The organism is Bradyrhizobium sp. Rc2d (assembly GCF_900099855.1).
Lineage (GTDB): Bacteria > Pseudomonadota > Alphaproteobacteria > Rhizobiales > Xanthobacteraceae > Bradyrhizobium.
Genome location: NZ_FNCU01000032.1, coordinates 41,132 through 57,979, shown reverse-complemented (window position 1 = coordinate 57,979; position 16,848 = coordinate 41,132). Strand labels below are relative to the sequence as shown.

15 protein-coding genes are annotated in these 16,848 nt (G+C 64.8%); 9 read left to right on the top strand and 6 right to left on the bottom strand.

Annotation, left to right across the window (positions count from 1 at the left end):
• Positions 1-25: 25 nt before the first annotated feature.
• Positions 26-1,516: a M48 family metalloprotease gene (locus BLV07_RS30890; RefSeq protein ID WP_143035534.1), complete on the top strand. Its 1,491-nt coding sequence runs from the start codon at positions 26-28 to the stop codon at positions 1,514-1,516.
• Positions 1,517-1,677: 161 nt separating this feature from the next.
• On the opposite strand, the gene BLV07_RS30885 is transcribed toward BLV07_RS30890, so the two are convergent.
• On the bottom strand, positions 1,678-3,006 hold the full coding sequence (locus BLV07_RS30885) for an MFS transporter (RefSeq protein WP_091893495.1): 1,329 nt from the start codon (positions 3,004-3,006) through the stop codon (positions 1,678-1,680).
• A gap of 182 nt (positions 3,007-3,188) precedes the next feature.
• Here BLV07_RS30885 and cyoA point away from each other — a divergent pair, with 182 nt between their 5' ends.
• The 7 genes from cyoA to BLV07_RS30850 are packed head-to-tail and all read left to right on the top strand — an operon-like array spanning position 3,189 to position 10,117.
• Complete coding sequence (gene cyoA / locus BLV07_RS30880) at positions 3,189-4,352, top strand: ubiquinol oxidase subunit II (protein WP_091893493.1); 1,164 nt, start codon at positions 3,189-3,191, stop codon at positions 4,350-4,352.
• A gap of 11 nt (positions 4,353-4,363) precedes the next feature.
• Positions 4,364-6,361 (top strand): cytochrome o ubiquinol oxidase subunit I, encoded by a 1,998-nt coding sequence (gene cyoB / locus BLV07_RS30875; RefSeq protein WP_091893492.1) that lies wholly within the window; start codon positions 4,364-4,366, stop codon positions 6,359-6,361.
• Positions 6,362-6,991: a cytochrome o ubiquinol oxidase subunit III gene (gene cyoC / locus BLV07_RS30870; RefSeq protein ID WP_091893490.1), complete on the top strand. Its 630-nt coding sequence runs from the start codon at positions 6,362-6,364 to the stop codon at positions 6,989-6,991.
• Complete coding sequence (gene cyoD, locus BLV07_RS30865) at positions 6,988-7,368, top strand: cytochrome o ubiquinol oxidase subunit IV (protein ID WP_091893488.1); 381 nt, start codon at positions 6,988-6,990, stop codon at positions 7,366-7,368. Before cyoC ends, cyoD begins: the two co-directional genes overlap by 4 nt.
• A complete protein-coding gene (locus BLV07_RS30860; protein ID WP_091893485.1) occupies positions 7,365-8,216 on the top strand; it encodes an SURF1 family protein in 852 nt (283 codons plus the stop codon). The genes cyoD and BLV07_RS30860 overlap by 4 nt, the downstream gene beginning before the upstream one ends.
• Positions 8,188-9,594: an ATP-binding protein gene (locus BLV07_RS30855; RefSeq protein ID WP_176945869.1), complete on the top strand. Its 1,407-nt coding sequence runs from the start codon at positions 8,188-8,190 to the stop codon at positions 9,592-9,594. The genes BLV07_RS30860 and BLV07_RS30855 overlap by 29 nt, the downstream gene beginning before the upstream one ends.
• Entirely contained in the window at positions 9,584-10,117 is a 534-nt protein-coding gene (locus tag BLV07_RS30850; RefSeq protein ID WP_091893483.1) for a response regulator transcription factor, read from the top strand. Before BLV07_RS30855 ends, BLV07_RS30850 begins: the two co-directional genes overlap by 11 nt.
• A gap of 41 nt (positions 10,118-10,158) precedes the next feature.
• On the opposite strand, the gene BLV07_RS30845 is transcribed toward BLV07_RS30850, so the two are convergent.
• Positions 10,159-10,863, bottom strand: coding sequence for a glutathione S-transferase family protein (locus BLV07_RS30845; RefSeq protein ID WP_091893481.1), 705 nt, complete (start codon positions 10,861-10,863; stop codon positions 10,159-10,161).
• 108 nt (positions 10,864-10,971) lie between these two features.
• On the opposite strand from BLV07_RS30845, the gene BLV07_RS30840 reads away from it, so the two are divergent.
• Positions 10,972-11,343: a winged helix-turn-helix transcriptional regulator gene (locus BLV07_RS30840; RefSeq protein ID WP_091893479.1), complete on the top strand. Its 372-nt coding sequence runs from the start codon at positions 10,972-10,974 to the stop codon at positions 11,341-11,343.
• A gap of 140 nt (positions 11,344-11,483) precedes the next feature.
• On the opposite strand, the gene BLV07_RS30835 is transcribed toward BLV07_RS30840, so the two are convergent.
• The 4 genes from BLV07_RS30835 to BLV07_RS30815 all read right to left on the bottom strand — a co-directional run bounded on the left by BLV07_RS30835 (position 11,484) and on the right by BLV07_RS30815 (position 16,768).
• Positions 11,484-12,296: a CarD family transcriptional regulator gene (locus BLV07_RS30835; RefSeq protein WP_091893477.1), complete on the bottom strand. Its 813-nt coding sequence runs from the start codon at positions 12,294-12,296 to the stop codon at positions 11,484-11,486.
• Positions 12,297-12,640: 344 nt separating this feature from the next.
• Positions 12,641-12,979, bottom strand: a complete 339-nt coding sequence (gene fdxA / locus BLV07_RS30825) for a ferredoxin FdxA (RefSeq protein WP_091893472.1) — start codon at positions 12,977-12,979, stop codon at positions 12,641-12,643.
• Positions 12,980-13,110: 131 nt separating this feature from the next.
• Positions 13,111-13,362 (bottom strand): RNA-binding S4 domain-containing protein, encoded by a 252-nt coding sequence (locus tag BLV07_RS30820; protein WP_091893470.1) that lies wholly within the window; start codon positions 13,360-13,362, stop codon positions 13,111-13,113.
• 25 nt (positions 13,363-13,387) lie between these two features.
• Positions 13,388-16,768, bottom strand: a complete 3,381-nt coding sequence (locus BLV07_RS30815; protein WP_091893467.1) for a helicase-related protein — start codon at positions 16,766-16,768, stop codon at positions 13,388-13,390.
• Positions 16,769-16,848 lie beyond the last annotated feature (80 nt).

The following is a 16,848-nucleotide window of genomic DNA, read 5'->3' as shown; positions in this document are numbered from 1 at the left end:
GCACGGGTTAAGCGACGTGAATGGGGTGCTAGAACGGCACGAACGAGGTGATGGCCGCCGCCTGCGGGCTGCGCCGGCTGCGCTGTGCCTTGTCCTGGGCACGGCGTTGGCGGGCTGCGGCGACATGGGCCGGTTCCAGACCGCTGCGACCCCGCCGGTTGTGGCGATACCCAAGCCGAAGCCTGCGGTCGCGCAGACCCCCGCCACCGAGAAAGAGCATGAGCGCATCCTGGCGAGCTATGGCGGGACTTATGACGATCCCAGGCTGGAATCGCTCGTCAGCAAGACCGTCGACCGGCTGGTCGCAGCCTCCGACCGTCCCGATCAGGGATACAAGGTCACCATCCTGAATTCCGGCGCGGTGAATGCGTTCGCGCTGCCGAACGGCCAGCTCTACGTCACGCGCGGCCTGCTCGCGCTCGCCAGCGACACTTCGGAATTGTCGTCCGTGCTCAGCCACGAGATGGCGCATGTGCTGTCCAAGCACGCCGCGATGCGGGAGGACCAAGCGCGCCAGGCCGCGATCGTCACCCGCGTCGTCACCGACATGAGCAACGATCCCGATCTCACCGCGCTGGCGCTGGCCAAGACCAAGCTCACCATGGCGAGCTTCTCGCGCAAGCAGGAGATCGAGGCCGACGGCATCGGCGTCGGCATTTCCGCCCGCGCACATTTCGACCCCTACGGTGCGGCCCGCTTCCTTTCAGCGATGGAGCGCAATGCCGAGCTGAAGGCCGGCAAGAGCTCGCTCGATCCGCGCGCGCAGGATTTCACCTCGTCGCATCCGGCTACCCCGGAGCGCGTGCAGAATGCACAGACCATCGCGCGGCAATATTCAGCGCCCGAGGGCGCCGAACGCGACCGCGAAACCTATCTCGCCGCGATCGACAACCTCGTCTATGGCGAAGACCCCAGCGAAGGTTTTGTCCGCGGCCGCAGGTTCCTGCATCCGAAGCTCGGCTTCACCTTCCAGGCGCCGGACAATTTCACGCTCGACAACACCGCGCAGGCCGTGATCGGCGTGCGCGACGGCGGCTCGCAGGCGATGCGCTTCGACGTGGTGCGGGTGCCGGCCGAGCAATCGCTCGGCGATTACCTGAACTCCGGCTGGATGGAAGGCGTCGAGAAGGCGTCCACCGAGGACCTCACCATCAACGGTTTTCCGGCGGCGTCCGCCACCGCCAAGGGCGATCAGTGGCAGTTCAAGGTCTATGCACTGCGCTTCGGCAGCGATGTCTATCGCTTCATCTTCGCGACACGGCAGAAGTCGACCGAGAGCGACCGCAACGCGCGCGAGACCGTCAACTCATTCCGCCGCCTGACGCTCGACGAGATCCAGGCCGCGCGCCCACTGCGCATCAAGGTGATTACGGTGCAGCCCGGCGACACCGTGGAATCGCTGTCCCACCGCATGGCCGGTGTCGATCACCCCGCCGAACGTTTCCGCGTACTGAACGGACTCGATCGCAGCGCCCAGGTGAAGGTGCGGGATCGCGTGAAGATCGTGGCGGATTGATCCTCCAACTCCGCCGTCGTCCCGGACAAGCGCAAGCGCAGATCCGGGACCCATAGCCACAGGATGCTGGAAAGGGCACGCTGATGGTCCCAGCGTGCTTCAACAACCAACGGTCGGGGTAATGGGTCCTGGCTTTCGCCAGGACGACATCGAGTGTGAAATTACCGCCCCGCATCCATATCGCCGGCCTCGCGCTGGCCGCTGAGCCAGAGCGCGAGCAGGGTCCAGAACGCGCCCGACAGCAGGTACGCACCCGAGGCGATGACGCCGAGATTGGTCGCGAGCAGCAACGCGACCAGCGGAGCGAAGCCGGCGCCGAACAGCCAGGCCATGTCCGAAGTCAGCGCCGAAGCCGTGTAACGGTACGTCTGCTTGAAGTTCGAGGCGATCGCGCCCGAGGACTGGCCGAAGGACAGGCCGAGTAGGATGAAGCCGATCACCATGTAGATGGTCTCGCCGAACGCACCGGCGTCGAGCAGCTGCGGGGCAAAGCCGCTATAGATCGCGATCGCGATCGCCGATCCCATCAGCAGCGATTTGCGGCCGACACGGTCGGCGATGATGCCGGAGAGCACGATCGCGACGACCCCGAACACGGCGGCGACGATCTCGATGATCAGGAAGCGCACTGGGCTTTCGCGGGTGAACAGGAACACCCAGGACAGCGGAAACACCGTGACCATGTGAAACAGCGCGAAGCTCGCCAGCGGCGCGAAGGCGCCGAGCATGATGTTCTGGCCTTCGCGCGCGACGGTGTCGGAAATGCGCGCCGGCTGCAATTCGCGGGTCTCGAACAGCGAGGAATATTCTTCCGTCGTCACCATGCGCAGGCGAGCGAACAGCGCCACGACGTTGATGGCGAAGGCGACGAAGAACGGATAGCGCCACCCCCAATCGAAGAAGTCATCGGCCGAGAGGTTGCCGGCGAAATAGGCGAACAGCGCGCTCGCCACGATCAGGCCGAGCGGGGCCCCGAGCTGCGGCACCATCGCGTACCAGCCGCGCTTCGAAGACGGCGCATTCAGCGCCAGCAGCGAAGCGAGACCGTCCCAGGCGCCGCCCCATGCGAGACCCTGGGCGAGACGCGCCAGCGCCAGCAGCCAGATCGCCGCGACCCCGATCTCGTGATAGCCGGGCAGGAACGCGAGCGCGACGGTGGCGGTGCCGAGCAGGAACAGCGCCGAGATCAGCTTGGCGGTCTTGCCGTAGGCGCGGTCGACCGTCATGAAAATGACGGTGCCGATCGGCCGGGCCATGAAGGCCAGCGCGAAGATCATGAAGGAATAGAGGGTACCGGTCAGCTCGCTCGCGAACGGGAACACCAGGCGCGGGAACACGATCACCGAGGCGATCGCGAAGACGAAGAAGTCGAAGAATTCCGAGGTGCGGCCAATGATGACGCCGATGGCGATCTCGCCGGGACTGGCCTGGTCGTGGCCATGCTCGCCCGAGTGGAGGTCTGCCATTGCGGGGGTCTGTGCCGTCGCCATTCGTGCGCCCTTAACGTCCTGAAAACCAAAGCCGACCGCCCGGCGGGACGCCAGGCAATCTGGTTCTCTCTGACCCAACATTCCGCACTGCAACATTGGACAAATTGTCCAATGTCCGGATTGTTGCGCCGCAGCTACCCCTTGCCCCCGCAAAGGAAACTCATTCTCATAAGGCTCGGCCCGTGTCCCGTCTCAAGATCCTGGCGCTGCTACCCCTGGCAGTTGCGCTCAGCGGCTGCAACTACATCGTGCTGGCGCCCGCCGGCGATATCGCTGCCCAGCAGCGCGACCTCGTCATCATCTCCACCGTCCTGATGCTCCTGATCGTCGTCCCCGTGATGGCGCTGACGGTGCTGTTCGCCTGGCGCTACCGCCAGTCCAACAGCTCGGCTCGCTACGAGCCGGAATGGGACCACTCGACCAAGCTCGAGCTGGTGATCTGGTCGGCGCCGCTCTTGATCATCGTCTGCCTGGGCGCACTGACCTGGATGGGCACGCATCTGCTCGACCCCTATCGCACGCTCGGCCGCATCCATGCGGAGCGCGCCGTGGATCAGTCCAAGGCTCCGCTCGAGGTCGACGTCGTCGCGCTCGATTGGAAGTGGCTCTTCATCTATCCGGACTACGGTATCGCCACCGTCAATGAGCTGGCAGCCCCGGTCAATCGTCCGATCACCTTCCGCATCACCGCGTCCTCGGTGATGAACTCGTTCTACATCCCAGCGCTCGCCGGCCAGATCTACGCGATGCCGGGCATGGAGACCAAGCTCCACGCCGTCGTCAATCACACCGGCACCTACAAGGGTTTTTCGGCGAACTACAGCGGCGCCGGCTTCTCCGGCATGCACTTCAACTTCCAGGGCCTCGACGACAAGAGCTTTGACGCCTGGATCGCCAGCGCCAAGTCGGCCGGCGGCTCGCTCGGCCGCGCTGAATATCTCCAGCTCGAAAAGCCCAGCCAGAACGACCCGGTGCGCCGCTATGGCACCGTCGATTCCGATCTCTACCGCCTGATCCTCAACATGTGCGTCGAGACCGGCAAGATGTGCCAGAGCGAGATGATGGCGATCGACGCCAAGGGCGGCAACGGCCACGAGGGTCTGAACAACACCCTGCCGCTCACTTACGACAAATACGCCCGCCGCGGCACGGTGCTTGGGCCGGAGCCGAGCTTCGTCGCCGGCAGCTGCACGCCGGATGCGCCGCAGGGCGCTGCGACCACCGCGTCGATCAAGGCTCCCACCGACACCGCGCCGCTGCTCGGTGCCGGCCTGAAGCGGCCGTCGTTCACGCCGCTGAAGTCCTCGTCCTTCTTCCTCGGACAGCGTCCGAAGTCAGACTCCTAAAGAGATCCCGCATGTCTCCTGATCTTCTCAAGCTCATCTTCGGCCGGCTCGGCTTCGAATCGCTGCCGCTGCACGAGCCGATCGTCGTCGGCACCTTCGCGGTGGTCGCGCTCGGCGGCGCCGCATTGCTCGGCGGCCTCACCTATTTCCGCCTCTGGGGCTATCTCTGGCGCGAGTGGTTCACCACGGTGGACCACAAGCGCATCGGCATCATGTACATGATCCTCGGCATCGTGATGCTGCTGCGGGGCTTTGCCGACGCGCTGATGATGCGCGGCCAGCAGATGCTCGCCTTTGGCGGTTCCGAAGGCTATCTCAACGCCCATCACTACGATCAGGTCTTCACCGCCCACGGCGTGATCATGATCTTCTTCGTGGCGATGCCGCTGGTCACGGGCCTGATGAACTACGTCGTGCCGCTCCAGATCGGCGCGCGTGACGTGTCGTTCCCGTTCCTGAACAATTTCAGCTTCTGGATGACGGTCGGCGGCGCGGTGCTGGTGATGGCCTCGCTGTTCATCGGCGAATTCGCCCGCACCGGCTGGCTGGCTTATCCGCCGCTGTCGAACATCGGCTACAGTCCCGACGTCGGCGTCGACTATTACATCTGGGCGCTGCAGGTCGCCGGCGTCGGCACGACGTTATCCGGAATCAACCTGATCTGCACCATCGTCAAGCTGCGCTGCCCCGGCATGACCATGATGAAGATGCCGGTGTTCACCTGGACCTCGCTCTGCACCAACGTCCTGATCGTCGCCTCCTTCCCGGTCCTGACCGTCGTGCTCGCGCTGCTCTCGCTCGACCGCTACGTCGGCACCAACTTCTTCACGAACGATTTCGGCGGCAGCCCGATGATGTACGTGAACCTGATCTGGATCTGGGGCCACCCCGAGGTCTACATCCTGGTTCTCCCCGCCTTCGGCATCTTCTCGGAGGTCACCTCGACCTTCTCCGGCAAGCGGCTGTTCGGCTACACCTCGATGGTCTACGCCACCGTCGTCATCACCATCCTGTCGTACCTGGTCTGGCTGCATCACTTCTTCACGATGGGCTCAGGCGCCAGCGTCAACTCGTTCTTCGGCATCACCACGATGATCATCTCGATCCCGACGGGCGCGAAGATGTTCAACTGGCTGTTCACGATGTATCGCGGCCGCATCCGCTACGAGCTGCCGATGATGTGGACGATCGCCTTCATGCTGACCTTCGTGATCGGCGGCATGACCGGCGTGCTGCTCGCGGTGCCGCCGGCCGACTTCGTCCTGCACAACAGCCTGTTCCTGATCGCGCACTTCCACAACGTGATCATCGGCGGCGTGGTGTTCGGCGCCTTCGCCGGCATCAACTACTGGTTCCCGAAGGCGTTCGGCTTCAAGCTCGATCCGTTCTGGGGCAAGATGTCGTTCTGGTTCTGGGTCACCGGCTTCTACCTCGCCTTCATGCCGCTCTACGTGCTCGGCCTGATGGGCGTGACCCGCCGCCTGCGCGTGTTCGATGATCCATCCTTGCAGATCTGGTTCATCATCGCCGCGATCGGCGCCGTCTTCATCTTCATCGGTATTCTCTCGATGCTGATGCAGTTCGCGGTCAGCCTCCTCAAGCGCGAGCAGCTCAAGGACGTCACCGGCGATCCCTGGGATGCGCGCACGCTGGAATGGGCGACCTCCTCGCCCCCGCCGGACTACAACTTCGCCTTCACGCCCGTCGTGCACGACAACGACGCGTGGTGGGACATGAAGAAGCGCGGCTACCAGCGTCCGCTCACCGGCTTCAGGCCGATCCATATGCCGAGCAGCACCGGCACCGGCATCATCCTCGCCGGCCTTGCCACCGCGATGGGATTTGGCCTGATCTGGTACATTTGGTGGCTGGCCGCCGTGAGCTTCATCGCGATGCTCGCCGTCGGTATCGGTCACACCTTCAACTATCACCGCGACTTCGACATTCCGGCTGAAGACGTCATCCGGACCGAGGACGCGCGCACCAAACTGCTCGCCGGAGCCAAGTAAATGACTGTCGCGATCAATCCCTCGCAGACCGGCGAGCCGGTCTTCTATCTCGCCGACGAGCACCCGCATCCGGAAGGCTGGAGCACCTCGCTCGGCTTCTGGATCTATCTGATGAGCGACTGCCTCATCTTCGCGATCCTGTTCGCCACCTTCGGCGTGCTCGGCGGCAACTATGCCGCCGGTCCCGCGCCAAAGGACCTGTTCGACCTCGACCTGGTCGCGGTGAACACCTCGATGCTGCTGCTGTCGTCGATCACCTACGGTTTTGCCATGCTGACGATGCAGCAGAACAAGGTTGCCCAGACCCAGATGTGGCTGGCGATCACCGGCCTGTTCGGCCTCGCCTTCATCGGCATCGAGCTCACCGAGTTCGCCCACATGATCCATGAAGGCGCAACGCCGCAGCGCAGCGCCTTCCTGTCCGCCTTCTTCACTTTGGTCGGCACCCACGGTCTGCACGTCTCTTGCGGCCTGATCTGGCTGGTGACGCTGATGGTGCAGGTTTGGAAGTTCGGCCTGATCGAGGCCAACCGCCGCCGCCTGATGTGCCTGTCGATGTTCTGGCACTTCCTCGACGTGGTCTGGATCGGCGTCTTCACCTTCGTCTATCTCCTGGGAGTTCTGCGATGAACACCGATACTCACGCCGCCCACGCCGACGATCATCACCACGGCGACAGCCACGCCCACGGCACGTTCTCGACCTACATGCTCGGCTTCGTGCTCTCGGTCGTGCTGACCGCGATCCCGTTCTGGCTGGTGATGAGCGGCGCGCTGCCGAGCAAGCAGATCACCGCGCTCGTCATTATGGCCTTCGCGGTCGTGCAGATCGTCGTGCATATGATCTACTTCCTGCACATGAACACGACGTCCGAGAACGGCTGGAGCATGATGGCGCTGATCTTCACCATCGTCATGGTGGTGATCGCGCTGTCCGGTTCGCTGTGGGTGATGAACCACCTCAACAGCAACATGATGCCGATCCACCAGATGACGGGAATGAAGTGATCGGCCCCCGGATCGTGACGGGCAAGGCAAGCGGGACGCGCGGCAAGGCTGCGCGATCCCCGTCCCTGTGGCTCACGGTCCTCTCGCTGACGGCGATTGCCCTTCTGATCGCGCTTGGCGTCTGGCAGATCGAGCGCCGCGCCTGGAAATTGGCGCTGATCGACCGCGTCGAGCAGCGCGTCCATGCCCCGGCCCAGCCGATCCCTTCGCCTGCGGAATGGCCGGCCATCTCGGCCGCGAATGACGAATACAGGCATGTCAGCGTCACCGGCCGCTTCCTGCACGACCGCGAGACGCTGGTTCAGGCCGTCACCGAGGAAGGCCCCGGTTATTGGGTGCTGACGCCGCTTCTGCGCAGCGACGACACGCAGGTCCTGATCAACCGCGGCTTCGTGCCGTCCGAGCGGCGCGACGCATCGACGCGCCGGAACGGCAATCCCGACGGCCAGGTCGAGATCACCGGCCTGTTGCGCATGACGGAGCCGAAGGGCGGATTCCTGCGGAACAACGTGCCCCAGCACAACCGCTGGTATTCGCGGGATGTCGCCGCGATCGCAGCGGCACGCGGCCTCTACGAGGTCGCGCCCTTTTTCGTGGATGCCGACGCCGGATCACAAATTGCCGGCGGTCCGATCGGCGGATTGACCGTGATCCGCTTTCCCAATAACCACCTGATCTACGCGCTGACGTGGTTTGCCCTGGCTTTCATGCTGGTCGGCAGGCTTTTCGTCACATTCGGCGGCGGGCTGTTCCGCCGCAAACGCTTCGTCCATGAACCGGCCGGCGGCTCCGATGCCGCTGCCCGCAGGACGGGATCAGATGCTGGAACGATCGTCGAGCCGACCTGACGACGCAAAGTCGAGTCCCCGGACGCTTGCCCATGGCGGCGAGCTGGCCGTGACGCTGCAATCGCAGGCGGACGCGCGCGGCGAGCTGATCGGCACTGCTCCCACCGACGACGAGACCAACCGCAAGAACATGGCGCTGCTGATCCAGCTGCGCTGGACCGCGGTGGTCGGCCAGATCGTGACCATCGGCGTCGTGCATTTTGGCCTGGGTATTGCCTTGCCATTGGAACGGATGGGCGCGGTGATCGGCGCGCTGGTGCTGCTCAACGTCTCCAGCCTGGTCTGGGTGCGCCATCGCGCGGCGATCACCAACAATGAGCTCTTGGTCGCGCTGATGCTCGACGTCGCCGCGCTGACCGCGCAGCTCTACCTCTCCGGCGGCGCCACCAACCCGTTCACCTCGCTGTTCCTGCTCCAGGTGACACTGGGCGCGGTGCTGCTCGACGCCCGCTCGACCTGGTCGCTGGTGGCCCTGACCTGCGCGAGTTTTGTGTGGCTGACGCTCGCTTACCGGCCGCTCGACCTGCCGCCCAATCCCATCAGCGAGACCTACAGCCTCACCGTAACCGGCATGCTGCTGGGCTTCGTTCTCAACGCCGTGCTGCTGGTGGTGTTCGTCACCCGCATCAACAGGAATTTGCGCGAGCGCGACGCGCATCTGGCGGCGCTGCGCCAGCACGCGGCCGAGCAGGATCACATCGTGCGCATGGGCCTGCTCGCCTCCGGCGCGGCCCATGAGCTCGGCACTCCGCTGGCCTCGCTCTCGGTGATCCTCAGCGACTGGCGCCGCATGCCCGATCTCGCCGCCGATCAGGAACTCGCCGAAGATCTCGCGGAGATGGAAACCTCGCTGCAACGCTGCAAGTCGATCGTCACAGGCATCCTGGTGTCGGCGGGCGAAGCACGCGGCGAAGGCTCCTCGCCGACGACGGTGACGGCCTTCGTCACCGCGTTGGTGGAGGAATGGCGCGATGCGCGCTCGGCGCGCACGCTCTACTTCGTCAACACCTTCGGCGAGGACGTCGCGATCGTCTCCGACGTCGCGCTGAAACAAGTGATCTTCAACGTGCTCGACAATGCCTACGAGGTTTCGCGGGAATGGGTCGAGCTCGTCGCCGAGCGCGAGGGCGACAATCTCGTGCTTGCGATCAGCGACCGCGGCCCCGGCTTTGCACCGGAGATGCTGGCTCAGCTCGGAAAACCTTATCAGTCGAGCAAGGGTCGTGCCGGCGGCGGGCTCGGCCTATTCCTGGTGGTGAACGTGGTGCGCAAGTTGGGGGGCAGCGTGACCGCCGAGAACCACAGGAAGCGCGGCGCCACCGTCCGCCTCACGCTGCCGCTCGCAACACTCGCGATCGGAGGGAATTTTGACGCCTGACCGCTCGCTCATCGTCGTCGAGGATGATGCCGGCTTCGCCCGCACGCTGAAGCGCTCGTTCGAGCGCCGCGGCTACGAGGTCGTACTCGCCGCCTCGATCGAGGAGGTGCGCCAAGTGCTGGAGGAGCGATCCTTCGGCCATGCCGTGGTCGACCTCAAGCTCGGCGGCGCCTCGGGGCTCGCCTGCGTCGAACTTCTGCACACGCATGATCCCGACATGCTGATCGTGGTGCTGACCGGCTTTGCCAGCATCTCCACCGCCGTCGAGGCGATCAAGCTAGGGGCCTGCCACTATTTGGCAAAACCATCGAACACCGACGACATCGAGGCCGCCTTCAACAAGGCCGAGGGCAACGCCGAGGTCGCGCTCGACACCCGGCCGACATCGATCAAGACGCTGGAATGGGAGCGCATCCACCAGACCCTGATCGAGACGGATTTCAACATCTCGGAGGCGGCACGGCGGCTCGGCATGCATCGGCGGACGCTGGCGCGGAAGCTGGAGAAGCGGCCGGTGAAGTAGGAGGAGCGGATCGAGATCCCTCCTCCCTTCCCTCGTAGCGTCTATTTGCCGAACCGCGCAATGATATCGGCTAGCGCGCAATGGCCTGCGCAGAAACCTGCTCCCGGATCGGAGACTCCGTTCTCCAAGGCGGTGGCGTAGACGACGGCAGGATCAGCTTCGAGGCGTTCTCGCAGCGCCGCCAGCTTTGGCCAGCGGCTCCGCTCCGCGACGGCGTGGAAGTCGAGCCAGCGCGCCACGCCTGTCAGCAACGCGTCGGCCAGCGTCGGCCTGTCGCCGAGCAAGAAGCGCGTCCCTTCGATCAATTCTTCGAGCTTGTCGTGGCGCTCGATCACCTTCCTTCTGCCAAAATCCCGCAGGGCCGACTTCATTGCGGGCTCCATGGCTTCACCTTCCATTGCGGCCCAGAGCGGCGCGAAGGCCGCGGTAAAGCCCGTATTCACGAACGCCATGAGCTGATGCATTCGGTCGGGTTGCCGCGACAGCGGATCGAAGCTGATGCGCCGTTCGACGTCCCTGGCTTCGAGCCAGGCCGCGATCGCCATTGTTTCGGTCAGCACCGCGCCTTGGTCCGTGATGAACGCGGGCGTCTCATGTCGCGGATTGATTCGGGCGTATGATGGGCTTCGCATCTCGCCCAGCATATCGACGCGACACAGCCGATATGGCTTGCCCAGCCATTCGAGCGCCGCAACGAGTCCCATGGAGCTTCCCATCGGGAAGCCGTAGATTAGAATTGGGTCCATGATCCATTCTCCGTGATTTCTGATGATCACGCTGCGCAGCGGTGCCGGACCCTAGCCACTCGCTGCGCCAAGTAAATTGCGAACTTTTTTGTAACCTGGAGTCGACCGATGAAAGATCTCGTTTCGAGATGCCCCATCGAGGAAGTGATGCAGATTCTGAGCGGTCGCTGGCCTACGCTTCTGATCTACTATTTGAAGCAGGGCACCAAGCGCTTCAGCGACTTGCGCCGGGACAATCCGACCATCTCGCACAGAATGCTGGCCCTCGAGCTTCGCAAGCTGGAGGACGCCGGTATCGTCACCCGCACCGAATTCGACGGTTATCCGCTGCGGGTCGAGTATGACCTGACCTCCGCCGGTCACACGCTCGTGCCGTTGATCGATGCATTGGGTGACTGGTGGTCGACGGTTGCGCCGGTGGCTGGCGAAGAAGGCCGCGAGACCGGGATCGGCTCGTCACGAAACGCGCCGCGGATTTGATCCTGGTCGGGATCGAGCGGTCCCGATCGATCGCCTGCCCGATTTGACACGTCGCCGAACGAGGACAGCCTCCGCCCCAAACGAAAAGCCCGGCCGAATGGCCGGGCTTTCGATCTGTTGCGATCCGTGCAACGAGACGCTTACGCGGCCTCGTCGGCGACGGTGGTGTCGTCGCCATCGGTGTCGTCGGTATCGCCCTCGGCATCCGAATCGGCTTCGCCGTCGGCGGCTTCCGCCTTGGCGTTGGCGCGGCGCGGGCTCTTGGCGAGCTGGGCCTCGATCTCCTTGACCGCTTCGGTCTCGGTCGAGTGCTGCACCACCGCGATCTCGCGGGAGAGACGATCGAGCGCCGCTTCATAGAGCTGGCGTTCGCTGTAGGACTGCTCCGGCTGCGACTCCGAGCGGTAGAGGTCGCGCACGACTTCCGCGATCGCGACGATGTCGCCCGAATTGATCTTCGCTTCGTATTCCTGGGCGCGGCGCGACCACATGGTGCGCTTGACGCGGGCGCGGCCCTTGAGCGTCTCCAGCGCCTTCTTGACCAGCGCCGGATCGGACAGCTTGCGCATGCCGACATTGGCGACCTTGGCGGTCGGAACCCGCAGCGTCATCTTGTCCTTGATGAAATTGATGACGAACAGCTCGAGCTTGGCACCGGCGATCTCCTGCTCCTCAATGGCCAGGATCTGGCCGACGCCGTGAGCGGGATAAACCACGAATTCGTTGGCCTTGAAGCCCTGACGCTGGGTCACGACCTTCTTTTCCTCGACCTTCGGCGCAGCAGCGGGCTTGGCGGCCGGCTTGGCAGCGGCAGGAGCCTTGGCATGAGCAGCAGCAACGGGAGCCTTCGGCGCGGCGGGCTTGGCAGCGTGAGCCTTCGCAGGATGAGCCTTGGCAGCAGCAGGCTTGGCAACGGTCGCTTTCGCGGCCGGTTTGGCAGTCTTGTTAGGCATTGCGCTTCTTTTGTTCTTCGAGGACTTTGCAGCCGGCGCCTTCGTCGCGGTCCGACCCTTGGATGCGCTACGGCTGGCCGCGGCGACTTTTTTGGCCTCCTTATGGGAAGCCCTCGCTGAAGTACTCTTTTTACGCGTTTTCTGTGACACAGCCTGCGCGCGGAAAACTGCCACGCCCCTGTTCGACATTTGGTTTCACGGGAACCCAGAGGGGCCAACGGGCTGACGGGGTTCGGCTTAATGTGCCCAATATAGCACATTTCCCGCAAAAATCAATGATTTAGGGGTCTTGAGGGCTGGTTTTCGGCGGCAACGCCGCTAATAGGGTTAAGTTTGGGCCCTAATTAGTCTCCCGAACCCGGGTTCGGAGAAAAATATTTCTCGAACTTGCCTTCCATGCCGTCGAATTCCTTGGCGTCGGCGGGTGATTCTTTCTTCTGGGTGATGTTCGGCCAGCTCTTGGCATAGTCGGCGTTGACCTGGAGCCACTTTTCCAGGCCCGGTTCCGTGTCCGGCTTGATGGCGTCGGCGGGGCATTCCGGCTCGCACACGCCGCAGTCGATGCACTCGTCGGGATGGATGACGAGCATGTTCTCGCCCTCGTAGAAACAGTCGACCGGGCAGACCTCGACGCAGTCGGTGTACTTGCACTTGATGCAGGCTTCAGTGACGACGTAAGTCATCCAATGCTCCGAAAAGCTCTTTTAAAAGTCGCGGCTTGCGTAGCGCGGATGGCCCGGCGCTGCAAGGTCGGCAACAGCCGATCATGACACTTGTGTGCGTTGATCGGCCAAGAAATGAATACCAAGCGCAATTAATTGCGCTCGCCGAGCTCTTCATAGAGCACGCGGGCCGAGGCGGCATCGCCGCGGCGTTCGCTGAAGGCTGTGACCTTCAACACGCGCACGGTGCGATCGAGCGCGATGGTGACGACATCGCCGAGCTTGATCGCATGCCCCGGCGATGTCTCGCGTGCGCCGTTGACGCGAACGTGGCCGGTAACGACCAGCTCAGCGGCGGAGGTGCGCGCCTTCACCACCCGGGCGTGCCACAGCCATTTATCGATGCGCTGCCGCTCGGTCGCCGTGGGATCACTCCTTCCGGCCGGACAGCTGCTCTTTCAGCGCGGCGAGCTTGGCGAACGGCGAGTTCGGATCGACCGGACGATCGCGCTCGCGCGGATTCGCGCTGGAGGCATAGGGACGCAGCGACGGACCGGACTCACGGTCGCGACGGTCGCGGCCCTTGTCGCGGTCGCGGCCACGATGCTCGCGACCCTTGTCGCGATCGCCACCGAACTTGCCCTTGTTGTCGCGGTCCTTGCCCTGGAAGCTGCGATTCCTATCCTCGCGGCGATCACCGCCCTCGCCACCTTCACGCGGCTTGCGAAAATCCTTAGCCCCATCGCGGCGATGACCACCATGGCGATGGCGCTCGCCGCGTTTCTCGCCGTCGGCTGACTGCGCGGCTTCGCCCGGCGCCGCCGCGGCGCCCTCTGCACCCGCCTGCGGACGGTGATGATGACGCTGGTGGCGATGGCGCTCGTGGCGCGGCTTGCGGTCCTCGTGACGGCCGCCGGGACGCCAGACCTCGACGAGTTCGGGCTCGGCCGGCGTCGCCGCAGCCTCAGGCGCGGCGGCATCAGGCGATGCGGCAGCTTCCGTTGCCGCGGTCTCGGCGGCGGCGGCTTCGAGGCCGGCAGCCTCCGCCGACGCAGCGGTCTCTTCCGCCGGCGGCGCGATGCCAGGGGCATCTTCGGGCGTGACGGGAGCCTCGGGCGATGCTTCCAGCGCCGGTTCCGCGGGCGCTGCCTCGTCCTGCGGCTCCACGCCGGGCGCGTCTTCGACGGTGACGGGTTCCGCGGCGGCATCCGTGGATGCCTCTGCGGGCAGACCCGCAACGGCCTCAGCCGCGGTCTCGGTCGAGGTCTCGGTCGACGTCTCCGCGCTGCCCTCGGCGGGCGGCGTCTCTGCCGCGATGGTCTCGGTCACCACAGGCTTTTGCGGCAGCGGCGGACGCTTCTCCATGCGATAGCCGAGCGCGCGCAGCACGGACGCAAAATCCTCGCCCGCCGATCCCGTGAGCGAGGTCATCGCCTGCGTCACCACGAAGCTGCGGCCGTCGAACGCGCCGGCGGGCTTTTCGCCGGGCGAGTTCTCACGCCAGGCCAGCGCCGGGCGGATCAGATCGGCGAGCCGCTCCAAAATGTCGACGCGCACGGCGCGCTCGCCGGCCTGCTTGTAGCCGAGCACGCGATAGGCATCGCGCGGCAGCTGCTTGTCGACCGGGAACGAGGTGCGGCCCGACGATGCCAGATGCTGCGCGCCCGAGAGCGCGGACAGATCGACATTGTCCTGCTTCAGCGCCCAGAGCAGCGCTGCGAGCGCGCGCGCGGCGGGCTTGAGCAGGCCGGGGAAATAGATGTGATAGGCGCCGAAGCGGACGCCATATTTGCGCAAGACCGCGCGCGAGGGCTGATCGAGATCCTTCAACTCGTTCGCGATTCGGGGACGCTCGAGCACGCCGAGCGCCTCGACGAGCTGATAGGCGATGCCGCGGGCGATGCCGGTGACATCCTCGGCCTTCGACAGCTCGAACATCGGCCCGAGCAGCTTTTCGATATGCGTCTTGAGCCAGAGCTCGAGCCGCGCCTGCACTTTTTCACGCGGCGCCCCAGTCAATCTCTCATCGGAGATGATGCGGATGCGCGGATGCAGCGCGTCGTCTGCGGCGGACAGCCGCGCCACGGCATCGCCGGTCCAGCGGATGACGCCTTCCGAGGTCAGCACGAATTGCTCGTCCGGCGCGTTGCCCAGCTTCTCGGCGCGCGTGTTGATCTCGCCGGCGAGCACCGCTTGCGCTGCAGCCTGCAAGGCTTTCGCATCGGAGCCGGCTTCCGCCACGTCCGGTGCAAAGGTGAAGCCGTCGAGGCGGCCGATGACATGGCCTTCGACGATGACTTCGCCGGTCTTGCCGATTTCAGTATTCAAGCTCGTGTTCTCCCGCAGGCGGCGCATCAATACACTGGTCCGGCGATCAACGAAACGCTCAGTCAAGCGTTCATGGAGCGCATCCGATAATTTATTTTCGACCTCCCGCGCGATCCCCTGCCAGCGTTCGGGGTCTTTCAGCCAGTCCGGGCGGTTGGCGACGAAGGTCCAGGTGCGAATCTGCGCGATCCGGGCCGACAGCGTGTCGATGTCGCCGTCGGTGCGGTCGGCCTGGTCGACCTGGGCGGCAAACCAGGCATCGGGGACGCATCCCTTCTGCATCAGGAAGCCGTAGAGCGTCGTCACCAGCTCGGCATGGGCGGCGGGCGACAGCTTTCGGTAATCGGGGACCTGGCATGCCTCCCAGAGGCGTTCCACGGCGTCTTTGCCATGCGCGATATCGCGCACCTCGCCGTCGCGGGCGGCGTGGTCGAGCACGCGCATGTCCTCGGCAACAGGCGCGCGCGTCAGCGCCTCATGGCCCGGGGCAAGGTTCAGCGATACCTGGAGCGCGCCGAGCGAGGAGAAATCCAGCTTCGAGTTGCGCCATTGCAGCATCTTCACGGCATCGAAGGTGTGGTTCTGCAGCGCGTTGACGAGCTCGGGCTCGAACGGGGCGCAGCGGCCGGTGGTGCCGAAGGTGCCGTTGCGCGTGGCGCGGCCGGCGCGGCCGGCGACCTGCGCGAATTCGGCCGGGGTCAGCCGGCGGAACTGGTAGCCGTCGAATTTGCGGTCGGAGGCGAAGGCGACGTGGTCGACGTCGAGGTTGAGGCCCATGCCGACCGCGTCGGTGGCAACGAGATAGTCGACATCGCCGCTTTGGAACATCGCCACCTGCGCATTGCGCGTGCGAGGGCTGAGCGAGCCCAGCACCACGGCGGCGCCGCCATGCTGGCGGCGGATCAGCTCGGCGATGGCATAGACCTCGTCGGCCGAGAACGCGACGATCGCGGTGCGGCGCGGCTGGCGCGTGATCTTGCGGTCGCCGGCAAATTCGAGGCTGGACAGGCGCGGCCGCGTGATCATGGACACGCCCGGCAAAAGGCGCTCGATGATCGGGCGCATCGTGGCGGCGCCGAGCAGCAGCGTCTCGTCGCGGCCGCGGCGGTTGAGGATGCGGTCGGTGAAGACGTGGCCGCGTTCGAGGTCCGAGGCGATCTGGACCTCGTCGATGGCGAGGAACGACACATCGAGGTCGCGCGGCATCGCCTCGACCGTCGAGACCCAATAGCGCGGCTTCTTCGGCTTGATCTTCTCTTCGCCGGTGACGAGCGCAACGCTCTCCAGCCCCGCGCGATCGGCGATCTTGTTGTAGACCTCGCGCGCCAACAGGCGCAGCGGCAAGCCGATCATGCCGGAGGGATGCGCCAGCATCCGCTCGATGGCGAGATGGGTCTTGCCGGTGTTGGTCGGCCCAAGCACCGCAGTGACGCCGGCGCCGGGCGCGCGCTCGGAAGCGAAGGGGGAGGGAGAGAAAGCCATGTCTGGGGGATTAGGTAGTGGCGATTTGGGCGAATGTCAGTGCCGTTTTGGGGCGATGAGGTGCATGGCGCCGACCACGC